Source organism: Sporofaciens sp. JLR.KK001 (genome assembly GCF_036941055.1).
Classification (GTDB): Bacteria; Bacillota; Clostridia; order Lachnospirales; family Lachnospiraceae; genus Sporofaciens.
Genome location: NZ_JAYMNO010000001.1, coordinates 2257859 through 2275294 on the forward strand (window position 1 = coordinate 2257859; position 17436 = coordinate 2275294).

A 17436-nucleotide genomic window follows, 5' to 3' on the forward strand; every position below is an offset into this window, starting at 1 on the left:
GACCGTAACGGAGTGTAGACCAACGACGCAGATGGAAAATCAGGCAAGTTATATGGCTGGTTACTTATTATTCGGTGTACTAGAGATTCCGCTTCTTCTTGAGGCGGCGGTGTCCGCGGCGGCATGCCTTGAGGCGATGGGATCACGAATGAAGCGTTAACTGATAGGGAGCAGTTATATAATTACATTGCTTATGTCCTTCAAGTGTCGGAAAACGCAATTAATCAATACGATCGGATTGCGGATGCTATTTTGAAAATATTGCAGACCATGAAGGCGAACAGAATCCCTACGGCGAGGCTCTGATAGCTTTGCCATCAAAAACCTTCGTTAGTTTGATGTATCTAATTAAGCCAAAAAAGAATTGACAACTGATCATTAAGATGGTATTATAAGAAAAAAGAGAAACGTTTCGCTATATAATCTATAATTCCTCAAATGTATAGAATCCAAAAATTAGCAAATATTTGGAGAATTATGGATATATTAGAGAGGGGTATGTTTTGCTTTTTTTTACAACAAAAGGAGAAACGTTTCGCTAATTAAAGGAATCTTTATATGAAGAAGGAAGAAACAAAAATTACAATCAGTGATATTGCTGAAATGGCACATGTTTCGAAATCAACGGTATCCCATGTAATCAATGGGACTAAAAATGTAAGCGCTGATACGAAGAAGAAAGTGAAGAAAATTATAGACAGGACAGGGTATACACCGAATCTGGTGGCAAAGGCCTTGAAAAAAAGTGAGACGAAGACGATAGGGCTCATTGTATCGGATATCACGAATCAGTTTTTTATTGATGTGATACAGGCAATTAACGAAGAAGCTTTAAAGGATGGATATATGTTGATTCTTGGCGATTCGGATGACGATCCTAAGCAAGAATTAGAACTGATTCGGTCATTTAAAGAACGTTGTGTGGACGGCTTGATATTTTCTCCTACGACACATTCCGAAAAATATGCGGCGCCATATCTGGATAGCGTGAGTCTTCCGGTTGTATGCATTGACAGAACCTTGGATGATTGGAGAGATTGGGTAGGTACAGAGAATAGAAATGCGGCAAAGATGCTTACGAGACATCTGATCGAATTGGGACATAAGCGCATAGCGTTTATATCAGGACTCAGAGGAATCAATACGACAGAAGAGCGTATAGAGGGATATAAATGTGCGCTTCAGGAGTCAGGTATTACTTTCGATCCAAGGCTGTTGATCTTAGGGGAATCAAGGATCGTTCCGTCTAAGATCCGCTCGAAAGAAAGATTTAAAACAATATGGGACACAGATGATTTTCCAACGGCAATAGTAGCGTCTAACAATCTCATGGTACTTGGTATTATGCGCACGCTTCAGGAATTGTCGATACGGGTACCGGAAGATATGGCGTTGGTGGCTTTTGATGATTTTGAGTGGGCTGATTTGTTTCAGCCGAGGATCACGACAATTGTCCAGCCTTGCAGAGATATTGGGATAAAAGCAGTAAAGCTTCTTCTGGAAAGAATCAAGAATCCAACAGCAGCAGCGCAAAGGGTAGAATATTATCCAAGGCTTGAGGTCAGGGAATCCTGCGGTGTGATGCTGGGAAATAAAAGCAAAAGGAGAGAAGAAAGATGAAAGAACGTTGGCCGGTAATTGATACACATTATCACACAGGTGTATGTCTGATCAACACATTTGATGCAGAAAAAGAACTTATTCCATGGATGGATAAGAATGGCGTCGATATCCAGGTGATTTTTCAGGTGAATGAAGGATTTGTACATAAGACACCACAGTGGAATCCGTATATTGGGAACGATTATATCAGTAAGATCCAGAAGATGTTTCCAGAAAGGGTATTAGGACTATGCACGATAAATCCGTGGCTTCAGGCGCCGAAGATATACAACTGGCCGAAAGAAAAATATGGGAAACCGATGGAGCTGCCGATTAAAAATGAAGCGTTAGAAGAGCTGGAACGCTCGATTCTGGAATTAGGTCTGTGGGGGATCAAGCTGCATCCATTGGAGCATGATTTTGAAATTAATAACAAATCAATCATATATCCGATCATGGAAAAGCTTACAGAATTACAGAATAGGTGTAAAAGAAAATTATTTGTTGTGGTGCACTGTGCGGGTGATTCTGTGAACAATACTCCAACACAGTTAGCTCAGGTAGCGAAGGATTTTCCGGAGATATTGTTCTTAATGGCACACGCGGGTTATATGCGGTCATTTGGTACAGCAGGAGAAGTGGCGGAAGGAATTGATAATCTGAAGCTGGATCTGACACTGAATGTGACGCCTACAACATTAAGGGCAACATTTGAACGGGAAGGTGCCAAAAAGTTTGTGATTGGAACAGACGGCCCCTTTGATCTGGCAACTACTAAGAGAATGATCGTCCGTGATCTGGTGGGTGAGGACAATGAAGAGGATATCCAGCTTATAATGGGCGGGAATATGGCTAAGTATCTGGGTATTCCAAAGATAAAGTGTGATGAACAGAAAGGAGAAAATGATGGGAACATATCGTTGGCCAGTAATTGATACGAATTTTAAAATCGGAGTAAACATGAAGAGCACCTGTGTGGCAGAGACGGATCTGATCCCGTGGATGGACAAGAATGGGATTGATATCCAGATGGTATTTCAGGTGGATGAAGGGTTTGCACATCATACTCCAGAGTGGAATCCGTATATCGGGAATGATTATGTGGCGAAGATCCAGAATTTGTTTCCGGACAGAGTAATTGGTCTGGCGACAGTCAATCCGTGGAATGACGCGCCTAAGACATGGAATTACCCGCCAGAGGATGCAGGAAAGACATTTACCCTTCCGGTAGAAAATGAATCTTCCAGGGAGCTTAGACGCTGTATTCTGGAGCTGGGGCTTCAAGGCTTACGCATGAATCCAGCAGTACATAATTATGAGATCAATAATAAGACTGTTGTATATCCAATGTTGGATATGTTAGTGGAATTGCAGAAAGAGACCGGAAAAGTGCTGCCAATTGTTTTGCATGGTGCGGGGGACAGTGGAAATACGACGGCGCTCCAGGTTGCGGAAGTTGCCAAAGATTATCCGGAGCTTATTTTTATCATGGTACATTCAGGATTTATATGGTGCTATGGTACAACAGGAGAGATTGCTCCGGCTTATGATAATCTGCTGTTGGATCTCACCGGTAATCTCGGACCGTATTCCGTAGTAGAAGCGTATAGACAGTGCGGCGCGGGGAAATTCACTATAGGCACTGACGGTCCCCTTGGCATACCGCAGATCAAAGAGAAGATTTTGGATGTTTTTGTTGATAATGAAGAGGACAGGGAATTGATCTTGGGAGGTAACATAGCAAGGATCCTTGGAATCGAGAAGATAGAGGATGAATGATTTATATGGGTACAGAACAAGTGAATGTACAGAGCGGAGAATTGAATATTGATAATATTACGATGGAATTTAATACGGTAAGCGGTGACAGGATGAAGGCACTCGACCATGTTTCGCTGAATGTAGCGCATGGAGAGCTTGTAGCTGTAGTAGGACGAAGCGGATGTGGAAAGACGACACTCCTGAATATTGTAGCAGGGCTGATCAAACCAACAGATGGTTCCTGTAGATTAAACGGGAAGGAAATTGAAGGACCAAGCAGGGAAAGAGGAGTTGTGTTTCAGGCGGATGCCGTATTTGGATGGAAGAGAGTCGGAGAGAATGTAGACTTTGCGTTGAAGCTTGGCGGTGTTCCTAAGAGTGAACGAAAAGAACTGATCGATCAATATCTAAGACTGGTAAACCTGGAAAAATTCGAACATTTTTATCCGAAAGAACTGTCAGGTGGTATGAGAAAGCGGCTGCAGATCGCGATGGTTCTTGCGAATCAGCCGAAGCTGTTACTCATGGACGAACCTTTTGGGCCGCTTGATTATGCGACAAAGGTCGAGCTTCAGGTAGAAGTGGAAAGGATTCGTCTGCAAAATCCATTGACCACATTTTTTGTAACGCATGATGTGGAAGAAGCTACATTTGTTGCTGACCGTATTATTATGATCGAGAAAGGGAAGATCGTCGAGGAGCTGAAAGTAGATATCAAAAGGCCAAGACCGATAGAAGTTCGTAATACTCCGGAATTTCATGCTATTTCAGATTATTTGCTGGGCAAATTGTTGGAATTAAGTGAGATAAAAAGAGAGGTGTGATAAATGCGGTCAAAATATTTAAAGAAAGTGATAGCAGCGGTCGGGCTCATTCTTTTTTGGGAGATAGCGTCATTTATCGCAAAAAGCGGGGGACCATATACAGCTGTTCTGGTACCCTCCTGGGGAGAGGTTCTCAAGGAAGCGCTGCCGGGATTTGCAGCTTTTAGAAATGGCTCACTGCCAAATTATGGAGATGCCTTTTATATTTTATTTGTCAACAGTCTGATTACAATTAGAAGAGTAATTGCCGGTCTTTTTCTGGGGGGAATACTTGGTGTGGCTACAGGGATTATCATTGGTCTGCAGCCTGTGCTTAGAGGAATGTTTTATCCGGTAGTAAAGCTGCTTCGAAATATTCCATTGCTGGCACTTATTGCGCTGTTTCTTGTATGGTTTGGGGGAGAAGAAAAGGGGATCATAATCTATATCGCATTTGGACTTTGGATTATATATACCACCAATGTAATAGAAGCGATCGACCAGGCGGACCGGATACGGATCGATTTTGCAAGGACGCTTGGTGCCAAGGATATGGATGTTTATACCAATGTTATTCTGCCTATGATCGTTCCCAATATTATCAATACGACAAAGGTTGCCCTTGGAGTTTCGTGGGCGGTTGCGTTGGGCGGGGAATTTTTAGCGGCACAGAACGGTCTGGGCAGACTTCTGATTGTTTCGCAGCAGTACATGGAGACAGGGCGAATGCTAATCATATTAATTGTGTTTATTATACTTACGGCAATCTTCAGTTGGATCGTAAAGGTTATTGGCAACAGGATTACCAGATGGATGCCGTAAGGTAATAGAAATATACTATAGTTCTCATTTGATTAATTTTAGGGAGGCGAAGAGATGAAGAGATTAGGAAGAGTTTTGATTTGTTTGGTAATGGTGTCAGCGATGTTATTGGCAGGATGTTCCCAATCAACCGGTAAGACGGAGAGTCAGGACAGCAGCAAAGGCGAGATTCCAAAGGTGAAATTAAAATTTGCGACAGAGCCGTATCCAGATCACACAGTTCCGTATATAGGAATTGAACAGAAATTTTTTGAAGATGTAGGGATTGAATTAGAGACAGTGGATTCTATTGATGCTGATAAAGTGCCTTCCGTACTGGTTGCGGGAACATATGATTTTGCGTCAGGTGCGCCTTCATTGTTTATACCGTCTATGGGACAGGGAGAATTTACAACATTTGCATTCAGCAATCTATTTCTCGGATACAGTGTGATGGCTCCAGAGGGGACTAAGACGTACAGCGATTTTGTGGATGAAGGAATGAGCGGGGAAGATGCAATTAAGGCGGCGTTAGGACAGATGAAAGGGAAAATATTTACTTATCCTTCTGAGTCCGCGATCAAACCGTTTATTGATCTTTGCTTCCAGAAAGCAGGAATGACACTGGATGATGTAGAGAATGAAGTCATTGATGATTCAAACGGAGTAGCACTTATGCTGTCAGGAAGAGCAGACTTTAAAGTAGGCGGTGTGCCGTCGGCGGCAACGCTGGCTTCTAATGGGTTTGTACCGATTCTTTCAGCAAAGGATATTGTAGAATCAGCAGAGGCGTCTATAGATTCCGAGGAAGTAAGAAGTATTCTTCATAACGGATGGACAACTACAAAAAAATGGGCGGACGAAAACCATGATACTGTTCTGAGACTGGCATCGGTGTGCTTTAGAATTAATCAGTATGTGAATGATAATCCGGAAGATGCAGCCAAAATTCATGTAAATTATGTAAATTCACTTGCAGGAACAGAATTCTCAGAAGAAGAGGTGCAAGGACTTTACAGCACATCTATTCCATTGTACACATGGGAGATGCAGGTACCATGGTTTGAAGATGAGGGGGATCCGTTATACTGGGAATATGAGATTGGTTCAACTTTGAAAATGTATGAAAGTGAGGGATTGTTTAAAGAAGAGGAGTATAAGCCGTCAGATATTGTAAGTGCGGACGGTGTATATAAAGAACTTAAGGAATTAAAGACGCAGGCAGAAGAAAATCTTGAAAAACTTTCAGATGTGGAAGGCGAAGCGGCAGAGCTAAAGGAAAAGGCAGAGTATCAGTATTCTATATTCAATTATCTGGATGCAAAGAATTTTTCAGAGCAGGCATTAGAAGCAGCAAAGTAAAAAAGAGACAAAGATGAACTATAGTAAAAGACGGGATACAGCGAAGTACTGTGTCCCGTCAGGAGAGATATGATATGGATAGAAAACTGTCAAAATCAAAAAATCTTATTCTTGCCGTTTTAGGAATCATATTTTTATTTCTTGGGTGGATTCTGGCGAGTATTGCGTTAGGAGAGACACGTGTACCATCTCCGTATAGAATTTTGAGTCGTTATATCGAGACGTTTGGGTCCTGTCCGGAAATACAGTTTCAGGGAGCAGGAAGTAATGGATTCTGGCCGCACGTTCTGGCAACACTTGGACGTTATCTGGTCGGGACGCTGTCTGGAACAGCCATAGCATTTGTCAGCCTTTTTCTTATTGCAAGATTTAGGAGCTTCAAGGAGATCTTTAACCCGTTGATTGATATACTGCGGGCGATTCCGCCGCTTGCGTTAGCGCCTTTTTTCCTGTTGTGGTTTGGAACCAGTCAGGAAGGAATCATTGGCATTATTGTTTTTTATGCGTTTACAATGATTTTTGTTGCTGGTGCAGAGGCTCTTGAAAGACTGGACCCGGTTCAGGAAAATTTTGCAAGAACATTGGGTGCAGGAAAGACAACGGTTGTTTATCATGTATTGCTTCCGGGCCTGCTTCCAGCTATGTCCGGACCGATCAAAGTGGCATATAGCTGGTCTTGGGGGCTTGTAATTGTAGGTGAGCTTTTAGGGGCGAAAAGTGGAGTGGGGAGAATTTTAAATGCATTTATTGCGATTCTTTCTACAGATTTGGTAGTTGTCGGAATCATTTGGATCTTGATTCTGGCTGTTTTTACAGAGAGGTTTGTGGCATTTGTATTGAGCAAATTATTGGAATGGAATGTAGGTAAAGAATGATGAAACAATATGATGTGCTGTTAATAGGGGAGGCTCTTGTTGATTTTGTGCCGGAGGAAGGATGTATTCCGGGGCGATTTCGCGCGATGATCGGCGGGGCGCCGAACAATGTAGCGTGCGGTCTTGGGAAATTAGGAATAAAGACGGCTCTTCTGGCAAGAGTAGGAAGAGATGCAATGGGGACAGGTATTATGCGGACTGTGGAAAGCTGCGGGGTAGATACGCAGTATATACAGATAGATAGAAAAAGACCTACTACAGTTACGATCGTAATGCCAGAATCAGCAGATATGCTCAGATATGCGATATATAGAAGTGAAAGTGCAGATAGTGCACTGGATTTTGATGAAATCCCGGATGAGATATTTAATCATACGAGAATTCTTCATTATGGAAGTCTTGCAGCCGCGGCCGGCCAGTCGAAGAAGACGATGGAAAAGTCAATTGAAAGGGCAAAAGGAAGCGGTGTGATTACATCCCTGGATGTAAATCTGCGTCCGAATTCATGGATGTCCGAAGAGATAATGATTCAGGAATGCAGGAGACTGGTTGAAGTAAGCGACATTGTAAAGATGACAAAAGATGAAGCGAAGACACTTAAGATCGAACCGGAGCGGCTTGCACGTTCAAAGAAAAAGGTTGTAATTGTGACAGACGGAGGAAATACAGCGTCCATTTGGGCAGATGACTGTAAGGTCAGTAAAAAGCCGGATGAGATAGAAGTTGTGGATGTGACAGGGGGCGGAGATTCATTTATGTCTGCGTTCCTGTACTATTATGTGACATATAAAGGTAGAATGTCAGCAGATAATTTTTACAGGAGCGCGATTGATTTTGCGGTTTATGCCAGTTCTATATCCGTTCAACGATTTGGAGCGATAGAAAGCCTTCCGGTTTTAGAAGAGATTGAACAGAACAGGAGATAATAGAAATGGAGATTATAGTTACCGAAGATTATGAAAGTATGAGCAGATCGGCAGCAGAGATTATTCTTAGACAGTTGAAGGATAAGCCGGACAGTATACTTGGTCTTGCGACAGGCTCTACTCCTGAGGGGATGTATCGCTGTCTGATAAAGGCGTATGAAGAGGGGACGGCTGATTTTTCAAAAGTGCAAACAGTAAATCTTGATGAGTATATCGGCCTTAAAGGGACACATCCGCAGAGTTTTCGTTATTATATGGACACAAAATTTTTTGATTGGGTGAATATTTCGAAGAAAAGTACATATATGCCGGATGGGATGGAACTGTGTATTGATAAAATAGCAGATGATTATGAAAAGAAACTTGAAGAGATAGGTAAGAGAGATATACAGATTCTTGGAATTGGTGGAAATGGGCACATAGGATTTAATGAGCCTGCAGATTCATTTGCTGAATATGTGAATGTGGTGGAGCTTACAGAAGAGACGATTGCAGCAAATTCCAGATTTTTCAGTGATGGAAATGTTCCCAAGAGAGCCGTGACAATGGGTATTAAAGATATTATGTCAGCAGAGAGGATTATTTTGATAGTGAGCGGAAGCAGTAAGAGGGGGATTTTAAAGAAAGCATTATATGGGGGAATTACGCCGAAGGTACCGGCGAGTATTCTGCGGCTTCATCCGAATCTGGTTGTAATTGCGGATAGAGAAGCAGGGGAAGAATTAGAGGAGGTCAGGTAAGTGGTAATTGACACACATGCACACGTATTCTTTTTGGAAAAATTTATAGATTATGATGATAAGCCGTTATTTCAATATATGGAGGAGCAGGGGGTGGATATCTGTTCCTGTATTGCGGCAGCTAACAAAGAAAATATCGGTGTGATAGAAAATGTGCAGAAGTATAAGGACAAACTATTTGGTATCGGGTATGTGAATATTAAGGATATGGAACATTCATTAAAAATGCTGCGGGAGAATGTAGATAAAGGCATTTTTCGGGGAATTAAGATGCATCCTTATGTAGAGGATTATATTGTTGATGATCCGGCTCTTAATCCACTGTATGAGACGTGCCTGGAGTTGGATATCCCACTGCTTTTTCATAATGGAATCGTGACGTTCAGTTCATGGCCGTCAGATGAGCCGGGAAAAACAAAGCTGACAAAATATGAATGTATCGGTTTTCCGCATCAATTTGCAAAAGTGTTGGAGAGATATCCAGAGCTTAAGATTATATTTGCCCATTTTGGCGGCAATTTTTACAGGGAACTGTTGTGCCTGACAGAACGGTTTGAAAATGCATATCTGGATACGGCATGGCTTAGACATTATGCCCAGAGAGAATTTCCGCCGACAGATATTCATCGTTGGATCGAGCATGCAGTCAGTATTGTGGGATCGAAAAAAGTATTGTTTGCCGGAGAAGGTACGTTGCCATCTGATATTTTACAGTGTAATCTGTCGGATGATGAAAAAGCAGATATCCTATACAAAAATGCAAAAGAATTATATAAATTAGATTGTCAGGAGTAATAGCTATGAATATAAAGACGAAAGGACTTGCACATATTGGAATTCCAACCTCTGATTTAGAGCAAAGCATTGCATTTTACAAAAGTCTTGGTTTTAAGATTATCGTTGATAAAAAAGAAATGGAAGGAAATAATTTCATTTTTATGGAGTGTAATGGCGTGACCATCGGTCTTCCCCAGTCTTTGAATGAGGATGTCAGAAAAAGTGCCGGAACAAAAGGCGCTGGAAATATAGATCATTTTGCACTTCTGGTGGATGACTTGGAAGATACGAAAAAGGAATTAGAGGACGCGGGAGTGCACTTTGCGATAGAAGGGATCTCTGTTACAGAAGCATGGACTCCCAAATCCTGCCGGTGTATTATGGTATATGGACCGGATCATGTCAAAATCGAATTTGTGGAAATGAAATAGATCTCTCTAATTGACAAATAAAATAGTTAATGATATTCTGAATTTAATTTGAGAAACGAAAGAGATAACGTGATGCAAAAGAGTAGTGAAAATAAGACTACAATAGGAGATGTAGCCAGGATAGCAAAGGTTTCAAAGTCGACAGTTTCACATGTGCTTAACAATACGAAGAACGTAAGTGATAAAACACGGGAAAAGATTCTGAAGGTTATTGAAGAAACCGGCTACACTCCGAACCTTGTGGCAAAGGCATTAAAAAAATCGGAGACGAAGACAATAGGTCTGGTTATTTCAGATATTCAGAATCAATATTTTATTGATGTGATTAAAGCGATCAGCGATGAATGTATAAGAAATGGTTATATGGTTTTTTTGGCAGATTCTAACGATGATCCGGTAAGAGAACTGGAAATTGCCAAATCTTTTTGCGAAAGATGTGTAGATGGTGTGATATTATCTCCAACTGCGAATTCAGAAAAGTATGTAGGTCAATATTTTCGGGAAAGAGATATTCCTATTGTATATATAGACCGTATGCTTGACCTGAATGGTGACTGGGTTGGAAGTGAAAATCACAGATCAATGAGAAACTTGACAGAGCATTTGATTTTATTGGGGCATAAGAGGATCGCATTTGCGGCCGGGCTGCGCCATATCAGTACAACCGAAGAGAGGATTGAAGGATATAAAGAAGCTCTTGAAAAGAATGGAATCGTGTTTGATGAAGCATTGATCATTGAAGGTGAGTCAAGAAGCGGTCCGGCAGAAAGAGGTACAAAGGAAATCATTGAGAGGATGATGGGAATAGATGACTGTCCTACTGCGATCATTGCGGCGAATAATCTGATGGTGCTGGGAGTTATGAAGGCATTAAGTGAGCTGAATATCAGGGTGCCGGAAGATATGGCAGTTGTAGCGTTTGATGACTGTGAATGGGCGGGATTGTTCAGACCAAGGCTTACGGCGGTTGCACAGCCATGCAAAGATATCGGACGAAAGGCGGCTGAGTTGCTGTTAGAACGAATCCATGACAGGAGCGGAAGTCCACAGCGCATTTACTTCCAGCCGGAGCTTGTGATTCGTGAATCTTGTGGGAGTAAACGGAATATTCTTTAAATAAATTACCACCAGTCTAATGGCTGGTGATTTTTAATAAGGTTTAATGAACACAATAGAAAGCAGAGGGAGAAGACATTATGGGTGAACAGGAAAAGCATAAGAGGCGTGTACGGTATGCGGGAACGCATCCGAGAAATTATAAAGAGAAATACAAGGAACTTCAGCCGGAGAAATATGCGGACACGATTTCAAAGGTGATTCAAAAGGGAAGCACTCCCGCGGGGATGCATCTGTCTATCTGTGTAAATGAGATTCTTGATTTCCTGCAGATCAAGCCGGGACAAAGGGGGCTTGATGCGACGCTGGGCTATGGAGGACATACACAGGAGATGCTGAAATGTCTCAAGGGACAGGGGCATCTCTATGCGTTGGATGTCGATCCGATCGAGTCCGCGAAGACGAAGGAGCGGTTAGAACGCTTGGGATATGGGGAGGATATACTGACAGTGAGGCTTCAGAATTTTGCTGATATCGATCTGGTTGCCGCTGAAGCGGGGCGATTTGACTTTGTGTTGGCGGACTTAGGCGTTTCTTCCATGCAGATCGATAATCCCGACAGAGGATTCACATATAAGGCAGAAGGCCCTCTGGATCTGCGCATGAATCCGCATAAGGGAGTCAGTGCGGCCGAACGTATACGGGAGATGACTCAGGAGGAGTTCGCGGGGATGCTTAAGGAGAATTCGGACGAGCCGTATGCCGGCGAGATATCCAGAACGGTGATGACGCGATTGAAGAAAGGGGATAAGATCGACACAACATTGCAGTTGAAGGATGCGATTGAATCCGCGCTTGGATTTCTTCCGGCAGCAGAGCAGAAGGAGGCGGTGAAGAAGGCCTGCCAGAGAACCTTTCAGGCGCTTAGGATCGATGTGAACCGGGAGTTTGAAGTGTTATATGAATTCCTGGAGAAACTGCCGGATGTGCTGGCGCCGGGAGGGCGTGCGGCGATCCTTACCTTTCACTCGGGAGAGGATCGGTTGGTGAAGAAGTCCTTCAAGGAGATGAAGAAAGCAGGAATCTATCAGGAGATATCCACGGAAGTGATCCGGCCGTCGGCAGAAGAGTGCGCAAGAAACGGGAGAGCGCGGTCAACGAAGATGAGGTGGGCGATCCGGGCATGATCAAATAATATTATTTCTTTGAGAATTTCTTGAGATTTTCCTGTTATACTGGTGTTCCATCCAATTCAGGAGTTTGATTTCTGTCCGGATGGAGCACCAGAAACTTATTATTCGATGTACTGTCAGTACACTAGGGGAGATGAGCGGGATGAAGCAGACATTGCTGATTGTGGATGATGAAGAGTTATTTTGCCGATACTTATAATGTGATGACCGCTATGAGCGGAGAAGAAGCGGTTCGCAAATCGTCGTGCGGTCCGGATCTGATACTTCTTGACATCAATATGCCGGGGATGGACGGCCTGACGGTCTGTGAACGGATCCGCGGGTTTCAGGCCGGAGGAGATGATTATATCGTGAAGCCTTTTGACCTCTGTGAGCTGGGGGCGAGAGTTGCCGCGCATCTCAGAAGGGAACAAAGGCGGCAGGAGAATTCGGCGGTACGGTTCTTCGGGGAATTGACAGTTGATTATACAGGGCGGACGGTTTCTGTGAACGGCGAGCAGGTTTCCTTGTCGAAGAGGGAATTCGATATACTGGAACTGCTCTCGGTGAATGCCGGACAGGTATTCGACAGGGAGAGGATCTACGAGATCGTGTGGGGAATAGACGGGGACGGCAGCAGCGATACGATCATGGAACATATACGGAAGATTCGGGCAAAGCTTGCGGTATATACACTGCATAGCTTCATAGAGACAGTCTGGGGGTGCGGATACCGGTGGAACGGCTGAGAGGGACGAGAATTAGGAATATTAGCTTTAAAGATATGAGTCTTAAGAGATCGATCTTCGTATTGTCAATCTGTTGTGTGGCGGTTTCTCTGGTATTTGTTGCGCTGGTAATTTACATCTGTAAAGATATCCAGAACCATTATGTTGGGACTGTGATGGAGATGGAAGAGGGACCTGTCGGGTATGGACTTGTAGAAAGAGAAGGGCCGATAAGGTACGAGTTTACACTGAAACAGCAGCGGATTCCGTGGGTGCTTGATGTTATCTGGATGCTGGCATGTATTCTGTTTCCTGTCACAGGTCTTGGAATTGCCGGGCTTCTGTTTTACCGGATCAAGTTGAAGACACCGATTGCCGTGCTCAAGGAGGGTATGGAGTGTATCCTTTTGCATCTGCTGTCCGGGCTTGACCACCCGACCTCTGGCAGTTTAACCTATGATGGAAGGGATATCTATAGCTTCCATGATAAAGAGTTATCTGCGTTTCGGCGCTGATGTATCGGATTCATCTTCCAACAGTTCAACCTTCTTCCAGTTCTGACTGCCAGAGAGAATATCATCATGCCGCTGCTGCTTGACAAGAAGCAGCCGGATACTGCCTATCTGGATCAGCTGACGAAGCTTCTGGGAATCGGGGATCGTCTGATGCATCTGCCCCATGAGCTGTCCGGCGGACAGCAGCAGCGTGTGGCGATCGCACGGGCGCTGGCCGCACAGCCGGAGATTATATTTGCGGATGAACCAACGGGGAATCTGGACAGTAAGAGCGGCAGTGAAGTGATGGATATGCTTGAGAGCATCCAAAAGGAGCTGGGAAAGATACTGGTGGTCATTACCCACGACAACCGGATCGCGGATCGGGCAGACCGGCAGTTCATGATCATCGACGGGATTCTTACGGAGGTGACGGCATGATGAATTCTTATTTATCTCTGGCATGGAAAGAAATAAAAGCGCAGAAGGTAACTTCTGTTCTGATCCTGATCGCGATGATCCTGTCAACGACTGTGAGCTGCCCTGGGACAGTCGATCGGTATCCTGCAGTCTATGCGTGCGGAGCAGGCCGCAAGTCTGAACGGAGACCGTTATGCAACCTTCCATCAGTTATCGGAAGAGCAGAATGAGAAGCTGCATTCGGATCCACGGCTTAAGGATGTGGGGAGCCTAATCAATCTGGGCTTCGTAGAACTGAAGGACAGCGGGCTTACCCTGCATCTTCGGGAATACCAGGGGGAGGCGCTTAGGGCATATCCGGACGTTGGGACGGTGGAAGAGGGGAGACTTCTGCAGGGGAAGGGAGAGATCGCACTCTCCAGAGATACGCTGAAATATCTTGGAGTCAGGGAACATGTGGGTTCGGTGAGCACTCAGCCCATCCGTGTTATGCGGATGAGGGATGCCCGTTCTGCTTATGAATATACGGCTGATTTTGTTCTGCCCGGTATCCTTAAGAATCATTATAAGGGCTATGCCAACGGCATGCTGGATGGTGTCGTGGGAGAAGAAACCGCAAAGCAACTGCTACCGCAGTGGTATTATCTCTTTTCGGCAGACTTCAAAACGATCGATAGAGAGCAGTTCCAGTCTGTAGTAGATGAATTGGCGCTTAATGTCAGCGTGCCAGAAGAGAATATTCAGTATAATTGGGTCCTGTTAAATGCACTTGGCATTGATTATGCTGAGAAAGAGGGAGAAGGGGAAGATAAGGGATTCCCGTTTATGACGGCGGCATGTATCCTGGTGTGAGTCTTGCTCTTGCTGGTGGCCGGTCTGGTCATCTACAATATCCTCAAGGTTGCCGTGACGAAGCGTGTGCGAGAGTATGGAACGCTTCGTGCCATTGGAAGTGAGAAGGGGCAGCTCTATGCGTTGGTGACGGTTCAGCTCCTGATACTGTGCGGGCTGGGGCTGCCGATTGGACTGGTCTTTGGCATGTTATCAGCCAAAGGCATTTTGATTGCCGCTACCAGATGGTTGAATCCCAAGCTTTTTCTGGCTGACAGCGCCCAGGCGTTGGATGCTTCCATCGCGGGCAGTGATGCCGATATCCTGCTGCTGCTTGTCAGTGTGCTGGCGACATTATTATTTACCATATTGGCGTCGTTTCCTTCTGCGCGGTATGCCGCCCAGATCTCGCCAACGGAAGCCATGAGAGGGAGGAGTACGAAGATCAGACGCCGCAGCAGAAAAGGATTCGTAGTTTTGAGGCATTTTATGCACGCTTGAACCTGAAGTGGAACCGCGGGCGCACGGTAATCACGATTCTCTTGATGGTGATGAGTATTACAGTCTTCGTAGCGCTGCAGAGTTTCAGCTCCCTGCTGGATACCAGCCGTGATGTACAGCAAATGTATAAGGGCGATTATGCAGTGACAAATGAGACGGCAGGAATCCCTCCGGAAGCCGTAGCACAGCTTGAAGATCACGAGTCAGTGGCAGGTCTTGCCGCAACGAAGTTAAAATACTATGAGCAGGATGAAGAAGGAAATGTGCCGATTGAACAGGATATTGATCTTAAGCCAAGTGAGAATTTTCAGATTGCTGCGGTTGATGAAGCAGCATAAGCAGATATGCGCCGGGCTTGCCGAAGGAGGATTTAGAGGAATGGAAGGCCGGAACAGCATGCCTTGTCATGAATCCGATCCCATTTTCCTATGAGGGGCAGGAAATACCGCAAACAGAACTGCATAAGGATGAGACGGTCACGGTGAATGGTGTACGCCTTCGGATAGTGGGGATTACAGAGAATCCGGTCTGTATTGGGAGCGGTAATTTTCACAATGGTGTGCAGGTGATCGTCACGGATTCACTCTATGATATGCTGACCGGAGACGACAGGTTCTCAGAGGTTTGCCCGACTCTTGAAGAAGATGCAGACGCGGAGACGTTTGAGAAATGGTTGGACGAATGGTGCGGGGAGAATCCGGGGACTTATTGGCTGTCCTACCGTCAGGCGTATGAGCAGATGGCAGAGAGCTTTGAGCAGATCCGTTTTCTGTGCTGGGGACAGATCCTGTTTATCGGACTGATCGGTATCTTGAATATCGTCAATACTGTTTATGTGAACATTCATACCCGTATCGGTGAGATCGGGATGCAGAGGGCGATCGGGATGAGCGAGAGAAGCCTTTACCAGACATTTCTGTGGGAAGGGGTTTATTATGGCCTGACCGCGTCGGTACTGGGAGCGGTATTGGGATATATCTGTACGTTTCTTGTGGGAGCGGCGGCGACAGACAGCCTTGAACTTATGGCGTTTCCGGTGATACCGGTTCTTGAAGCGGCGGCGGTGTCCGTGGCAGCATGCCTTGCGGCGACGGCGATTCCGCTTAGAGCGGTCGGGAAGATGAGTATTGTGGATTCGATTGAGACGGTGGTGTAAATCCAACAGTTAAAGAACGGGCAGAAGCAGTCAAAAAGACTTCCGCCTGCCCCACAGATACATGCAGACGCATGCCAGTATCAGAACCGCATCTGCGAATAAGGTTCCTTCAATTCCAAATCCTACATTGTAGGCGAAGCTGCTTTTTGCTGCAGCAGCGTCCAGGCGGAAGACGGAGTAAGGTGATACAAGGCCGCTGTTGGGGAGCCCGAAGAGAATATTCTGTGTAAAATTCCATGCTGCGTGCATTGCCATGGCGCACCAGAGGCTGTCCATATAATAGACCATGAAGGCGAACAGGATCCCTACAACAAATATATTTAACACGGATAATGCTGTAACGCCTTCATTTCCAAGGTGCAGGATGGCGAACAGCAAGGAACTTCCAATGATCGCAACGGCGGGGCTGCGATAGCTCTGCCGTAATCTTTGGTATAAAAATCCCCTGCAGATGAGTTCCTCTGCCGAAGATTGGACGAAGACAGATACGAAGATGAGGACGAAGGATAACGGCTGAAAGGAATCATAGTATAGTGTGATGTCTCCGTGCAGCCATGCCGCCAGAATGCAGATGCTATTCAAGCCAAAACCGATAATAAAGCCGATCAGAAGATTTCTCACGTTATTGCCGGAGGCTCTGCTGCCGATCGCCAGAAGGATTGGGCGGTTCTTCTTCGTGAACCGCATGTACAGAAGGGCAACGGCCCACAGCCCGATAAAACTTATATACATGTAGACGGTTATCGCAGCGTCTGATCCTGTCATAAAGGGGAGGAAGCCCAGCAGCATACCTGCGGTTTGTCCCAATAAGATGAGTAAGGTGGCAAGAAGATAGAGGACAAGTATATTATCTGTTATCTTCCGCCTTTTTGGCTCTTTTAAGATTGTGTTGTCAGATTGATTCATGTTTTTTAAAGTCTCCATATGCAGGTCTCCTTGAATATCTTCACATTGTACAATATGTTATATTGTATCATAGTCGACTTTACACTGCAATTGC

The 17436-nt window shown here is 44.8% G+C and carries 22 protein-coding genes; 21 read left to right on the forward strand and 1 reads right to left on the reverse strand.

Translation table 11 applies throughout. The features are described from left to right. Positions 1-558: 558 nt before the first annotated feature. From VSQ62_RS11770 to VSQ62_RS11865, 21 genes are all read left to right on the forward strand, one after another. Complete coding sequence (locus VSQ62_RS11770) at positions 559-1620, forward strand: LacI family DNA-binding transcriptional regulator (protein ID WP_334635113.1); 1062 nt, start codon at positions 559-561, stop codon at positions 1618-1620. Further along, positions 1617-2537, forward strand: coding sequence for an amidohydrolase family protein (locus tag VSQ62_RS11775; RefSeq protein WP_334635115.1), 921 nt, complete (start codon positions 1617-1619; stop codon positions 2535-2537). Before VSQ62_RS11770 ends, VSQ62_RS11775 begins: the two co-directional genes overlap by 4 nt. A gap of 25 nt (positions 2538-2562) precedes the next feature. Continuing rightward, the gene (locus VSQ62_RS11780; protein ID WP_334635116.1) at positions 2563-3381 is read left to right on the forward strand and encodes an amidohydrolase family protein; all 819 of its coding nucleotides are present in this window, start codon (positions 2563-2565) and stop codon (positions 3379-3381) included. Between the two features lie 5 nt (positions 3382-3386). Next, a complete protein-coding gene (locus VSQ62_RS11785) occupies positions 3387-4187 on the forward strand; it encodes an ABC transporter ATP-binding protein (protein WP_334635117.1) in 801 nt (266 codons plus the stop codon). A 3-nt stretch (positions 4188-4190) separates the two neighbouring features. Continuing rightward, positions 4191-4988 (forward strand): ABC transporter permease, encoded by a 798-nt coding sequence (locus VSQ62_RS11790; protein ID WP_334635118.1) that lies wholly within the window; start codon positions 4191-4193, stop codon positions 4986-4988. A 54-nt stretch (positions 4989-5042) separates the two neighbouring features. Next, on the forward strand, positions 5043-6329 hold the full coding sequence (locus tag VSQ62_RS11795) for an ABC transporter substrate-binding protein (protein WP_334635119.1): 1287 nt from the start codon (positions 5043-5045) through the stop codon (positions 6327-6329). 74 nt (positions 6330-6403) lie between these two features. Further along, positions 6404-7204, forward strand: coding sequence for an ABC transporter permease (locus VSQ62_RS11800; RefSeq protein WP_334635120.1), 801 nt, complete (start codon positions 6404-6406; stop codon positions 7202-7204). Beyond that, positions 7201-8130, forward strand: coding sequence for a carbohydrate kinase family protein (locus tag VSQ62_RS11805; protein WP_334635121.1), 930 nt, complete (start codon positions 7201-7203; stop codon positions 8128-8130). The genes VSQ62_RS11800 and VSQ62_RS11805 overlap by 4 nt, the downstream gene beginning before the upstream one ends. A gap of 5 nt (positions 8131-8135) precedes the next feature. Beyond that, entirely contained in the window at positions 8136-8870 is a 735-nt protein-coding gene (nagB, locus tag VSQ62_RS11810; protein WP_334635122.1) for a glucosamine-6-phosphate deaminase, read from the forward strand. Continuing rightward, the gene (locus VSQ62_RS11815; RefSeq protein ID WP_334635123.1) at positions 8871-9665 is read left to right on the forward strand and encodes an amidohydrolase family protein; all 795 of its coding nucleotides are present in this window, start codon (positions 8871-8873) and stop codon (positions 9663-9665) included. It abuts the gene before it with no gap. A gap of 5 nt (positions 9666-9670) precedes the next feature. Beyond that, positions 9671-10078: a VOC family protein gene (locus VSQ62_RS11820; RefSeq protein WP_334635124.1), complete on the forward strand. Its 408-nt coding sequence runs from the start codon at positions 9671-9673 to the stop codon at positions 10076-10078. A 72-nt stretch (positions 10079-10150) separates the two neighbouring features. Next, complete coding sequence (locus VSQ62_RS11825; protein WP_334635125.1) at positions 10151-11194, forward strand: LacI family DNA-binding transcriptional regulator; 1044 nt, start codon at positions 10151-10153, stop codon at positions 11192-11194. Between the two features lie 80 nt (positions 11195-11274). Further along, complete coding sequence (gene rsmH, locus VSQ62_RS11830; RefSeq protein ID WP_334635126.1) at positions 11275-12321, forward strand: 16S rRNA (cytosine(1402)-N(4))-methyltransferase RsmH; 1047 nt, start codon at positions 11275-11277, stop codon at positions 12319-12321. Between the two features lie 173 nt (positions 12322-12494). Continuing rightward, positions 12495-13055 (forward strand): response regulator transcription factor, encoded by a 561-nt coding sequence (locus VSQ62_RS11835; RefSeq protein ID WP_334637640.1) that lies wholly within the window; start codon positions 12495-12497, stop codon positions 13053-13055. Continuing rightward, entirely contained in the window at positions 13043-13549 is a 507-nt protein-coding gene (locus VSQ62_RS32640; RefSeq protein ID WP_502957741.1) for a hypothetical protein, read from the forward strand. The genes VSQ62_RS11835 and VSQ62_RS32640 overlap by 13 nt, the downstream gene beginning before the upstream one ends. A 12-nt stretch (positions 13550-13561) precedes the next feature. Then, entirely contained in the window at positions 13562-13969 is a 408-nt protein-coding gene (locus VSQ62_RS11840; RefSeq protein ID WP_502957817.1) for an ABC transporter ATP-binding protein, read from the forward strand. Further along, entirely contained in the window at positions 13966-14178 is a 213-nt protein-coding gene (locus VSQ62_RS11845; protein WP_334635128.1) for a hypothetical protein, read from the forward strand. Before VSQ62_RS11840 ends, VSQ62_RS11845 begins: the two co-directional genes overlap by 4 nt. Next, positions 14102-14800 (forward strand): hypothetical protein, encoded by a 699-nt coding sequence (locus VSQ62_RS11850; RefSeq protein ID WP_334635130.1) that lies wholly within the window; start codon positions 14102-14104, stop codon positions 14798-14800. Before VSQ62_RS11845 ends, VSQ62_RS11850 begins: the two co-directional genes overlap by 77 nt. 15 nt (positions 14801-14815) lie before the next feature. After that, positions 14816-15280 (forward strand): ABC transporter permease, encoded by a 465-nt coding sequence (locus VSQ62_RS11855; protein ID WP_334637641.1) that lies wholly within the window; start codon positions 14816-14818, stop codon positions 15278-15280. Next, positions 15277-15618 (forward strand): hypothetical protein, encoded by a 342-nt coding sequence (locus VSQ62_RS11860; protein WP_334635131.1) that lies wholly within the window; start codon positions 15277-15279, stop codon positions 15616-15618. Before VSQ62_RS11855 ends, VSQ62_RS11860 begins: the two co-directional genes overlap by 4 nt. Before the next feature lie 17 nt (positions 15619-15635). After that, positions 15636-16436 carry an ABC transporter permease gene (locus tag VSQ62_RS11865; protein ID WP_334635132.1) on the forward strand — a complete coding sequence of 267 codons (801 nt, stop codon included), beginning with the start codon at positions 15636-15638 and terminating at the stop codon, positions 16434-16436. A gap of 30 nt (positions 16437-16466) precedes the next feature. Here VSQ62_RS11865 and VSQ62_RS11870 read toward each other — a convergent pair whose 3' ends face one another. Next, the gene (locus VSQ62_RS11870) at positions 16467-17360 is read right to left on the reverse strand and encodes a CPBP family intramembrane glutamic endopeptidase (protein WP_334635133.1); all 894 of its coding nucleotides are present in this window, start codon (positions 17358-17360) and stop codon (positions 16467-16469) included. Positions 17361-17436 lie beyond the last annotated feature (76 nt).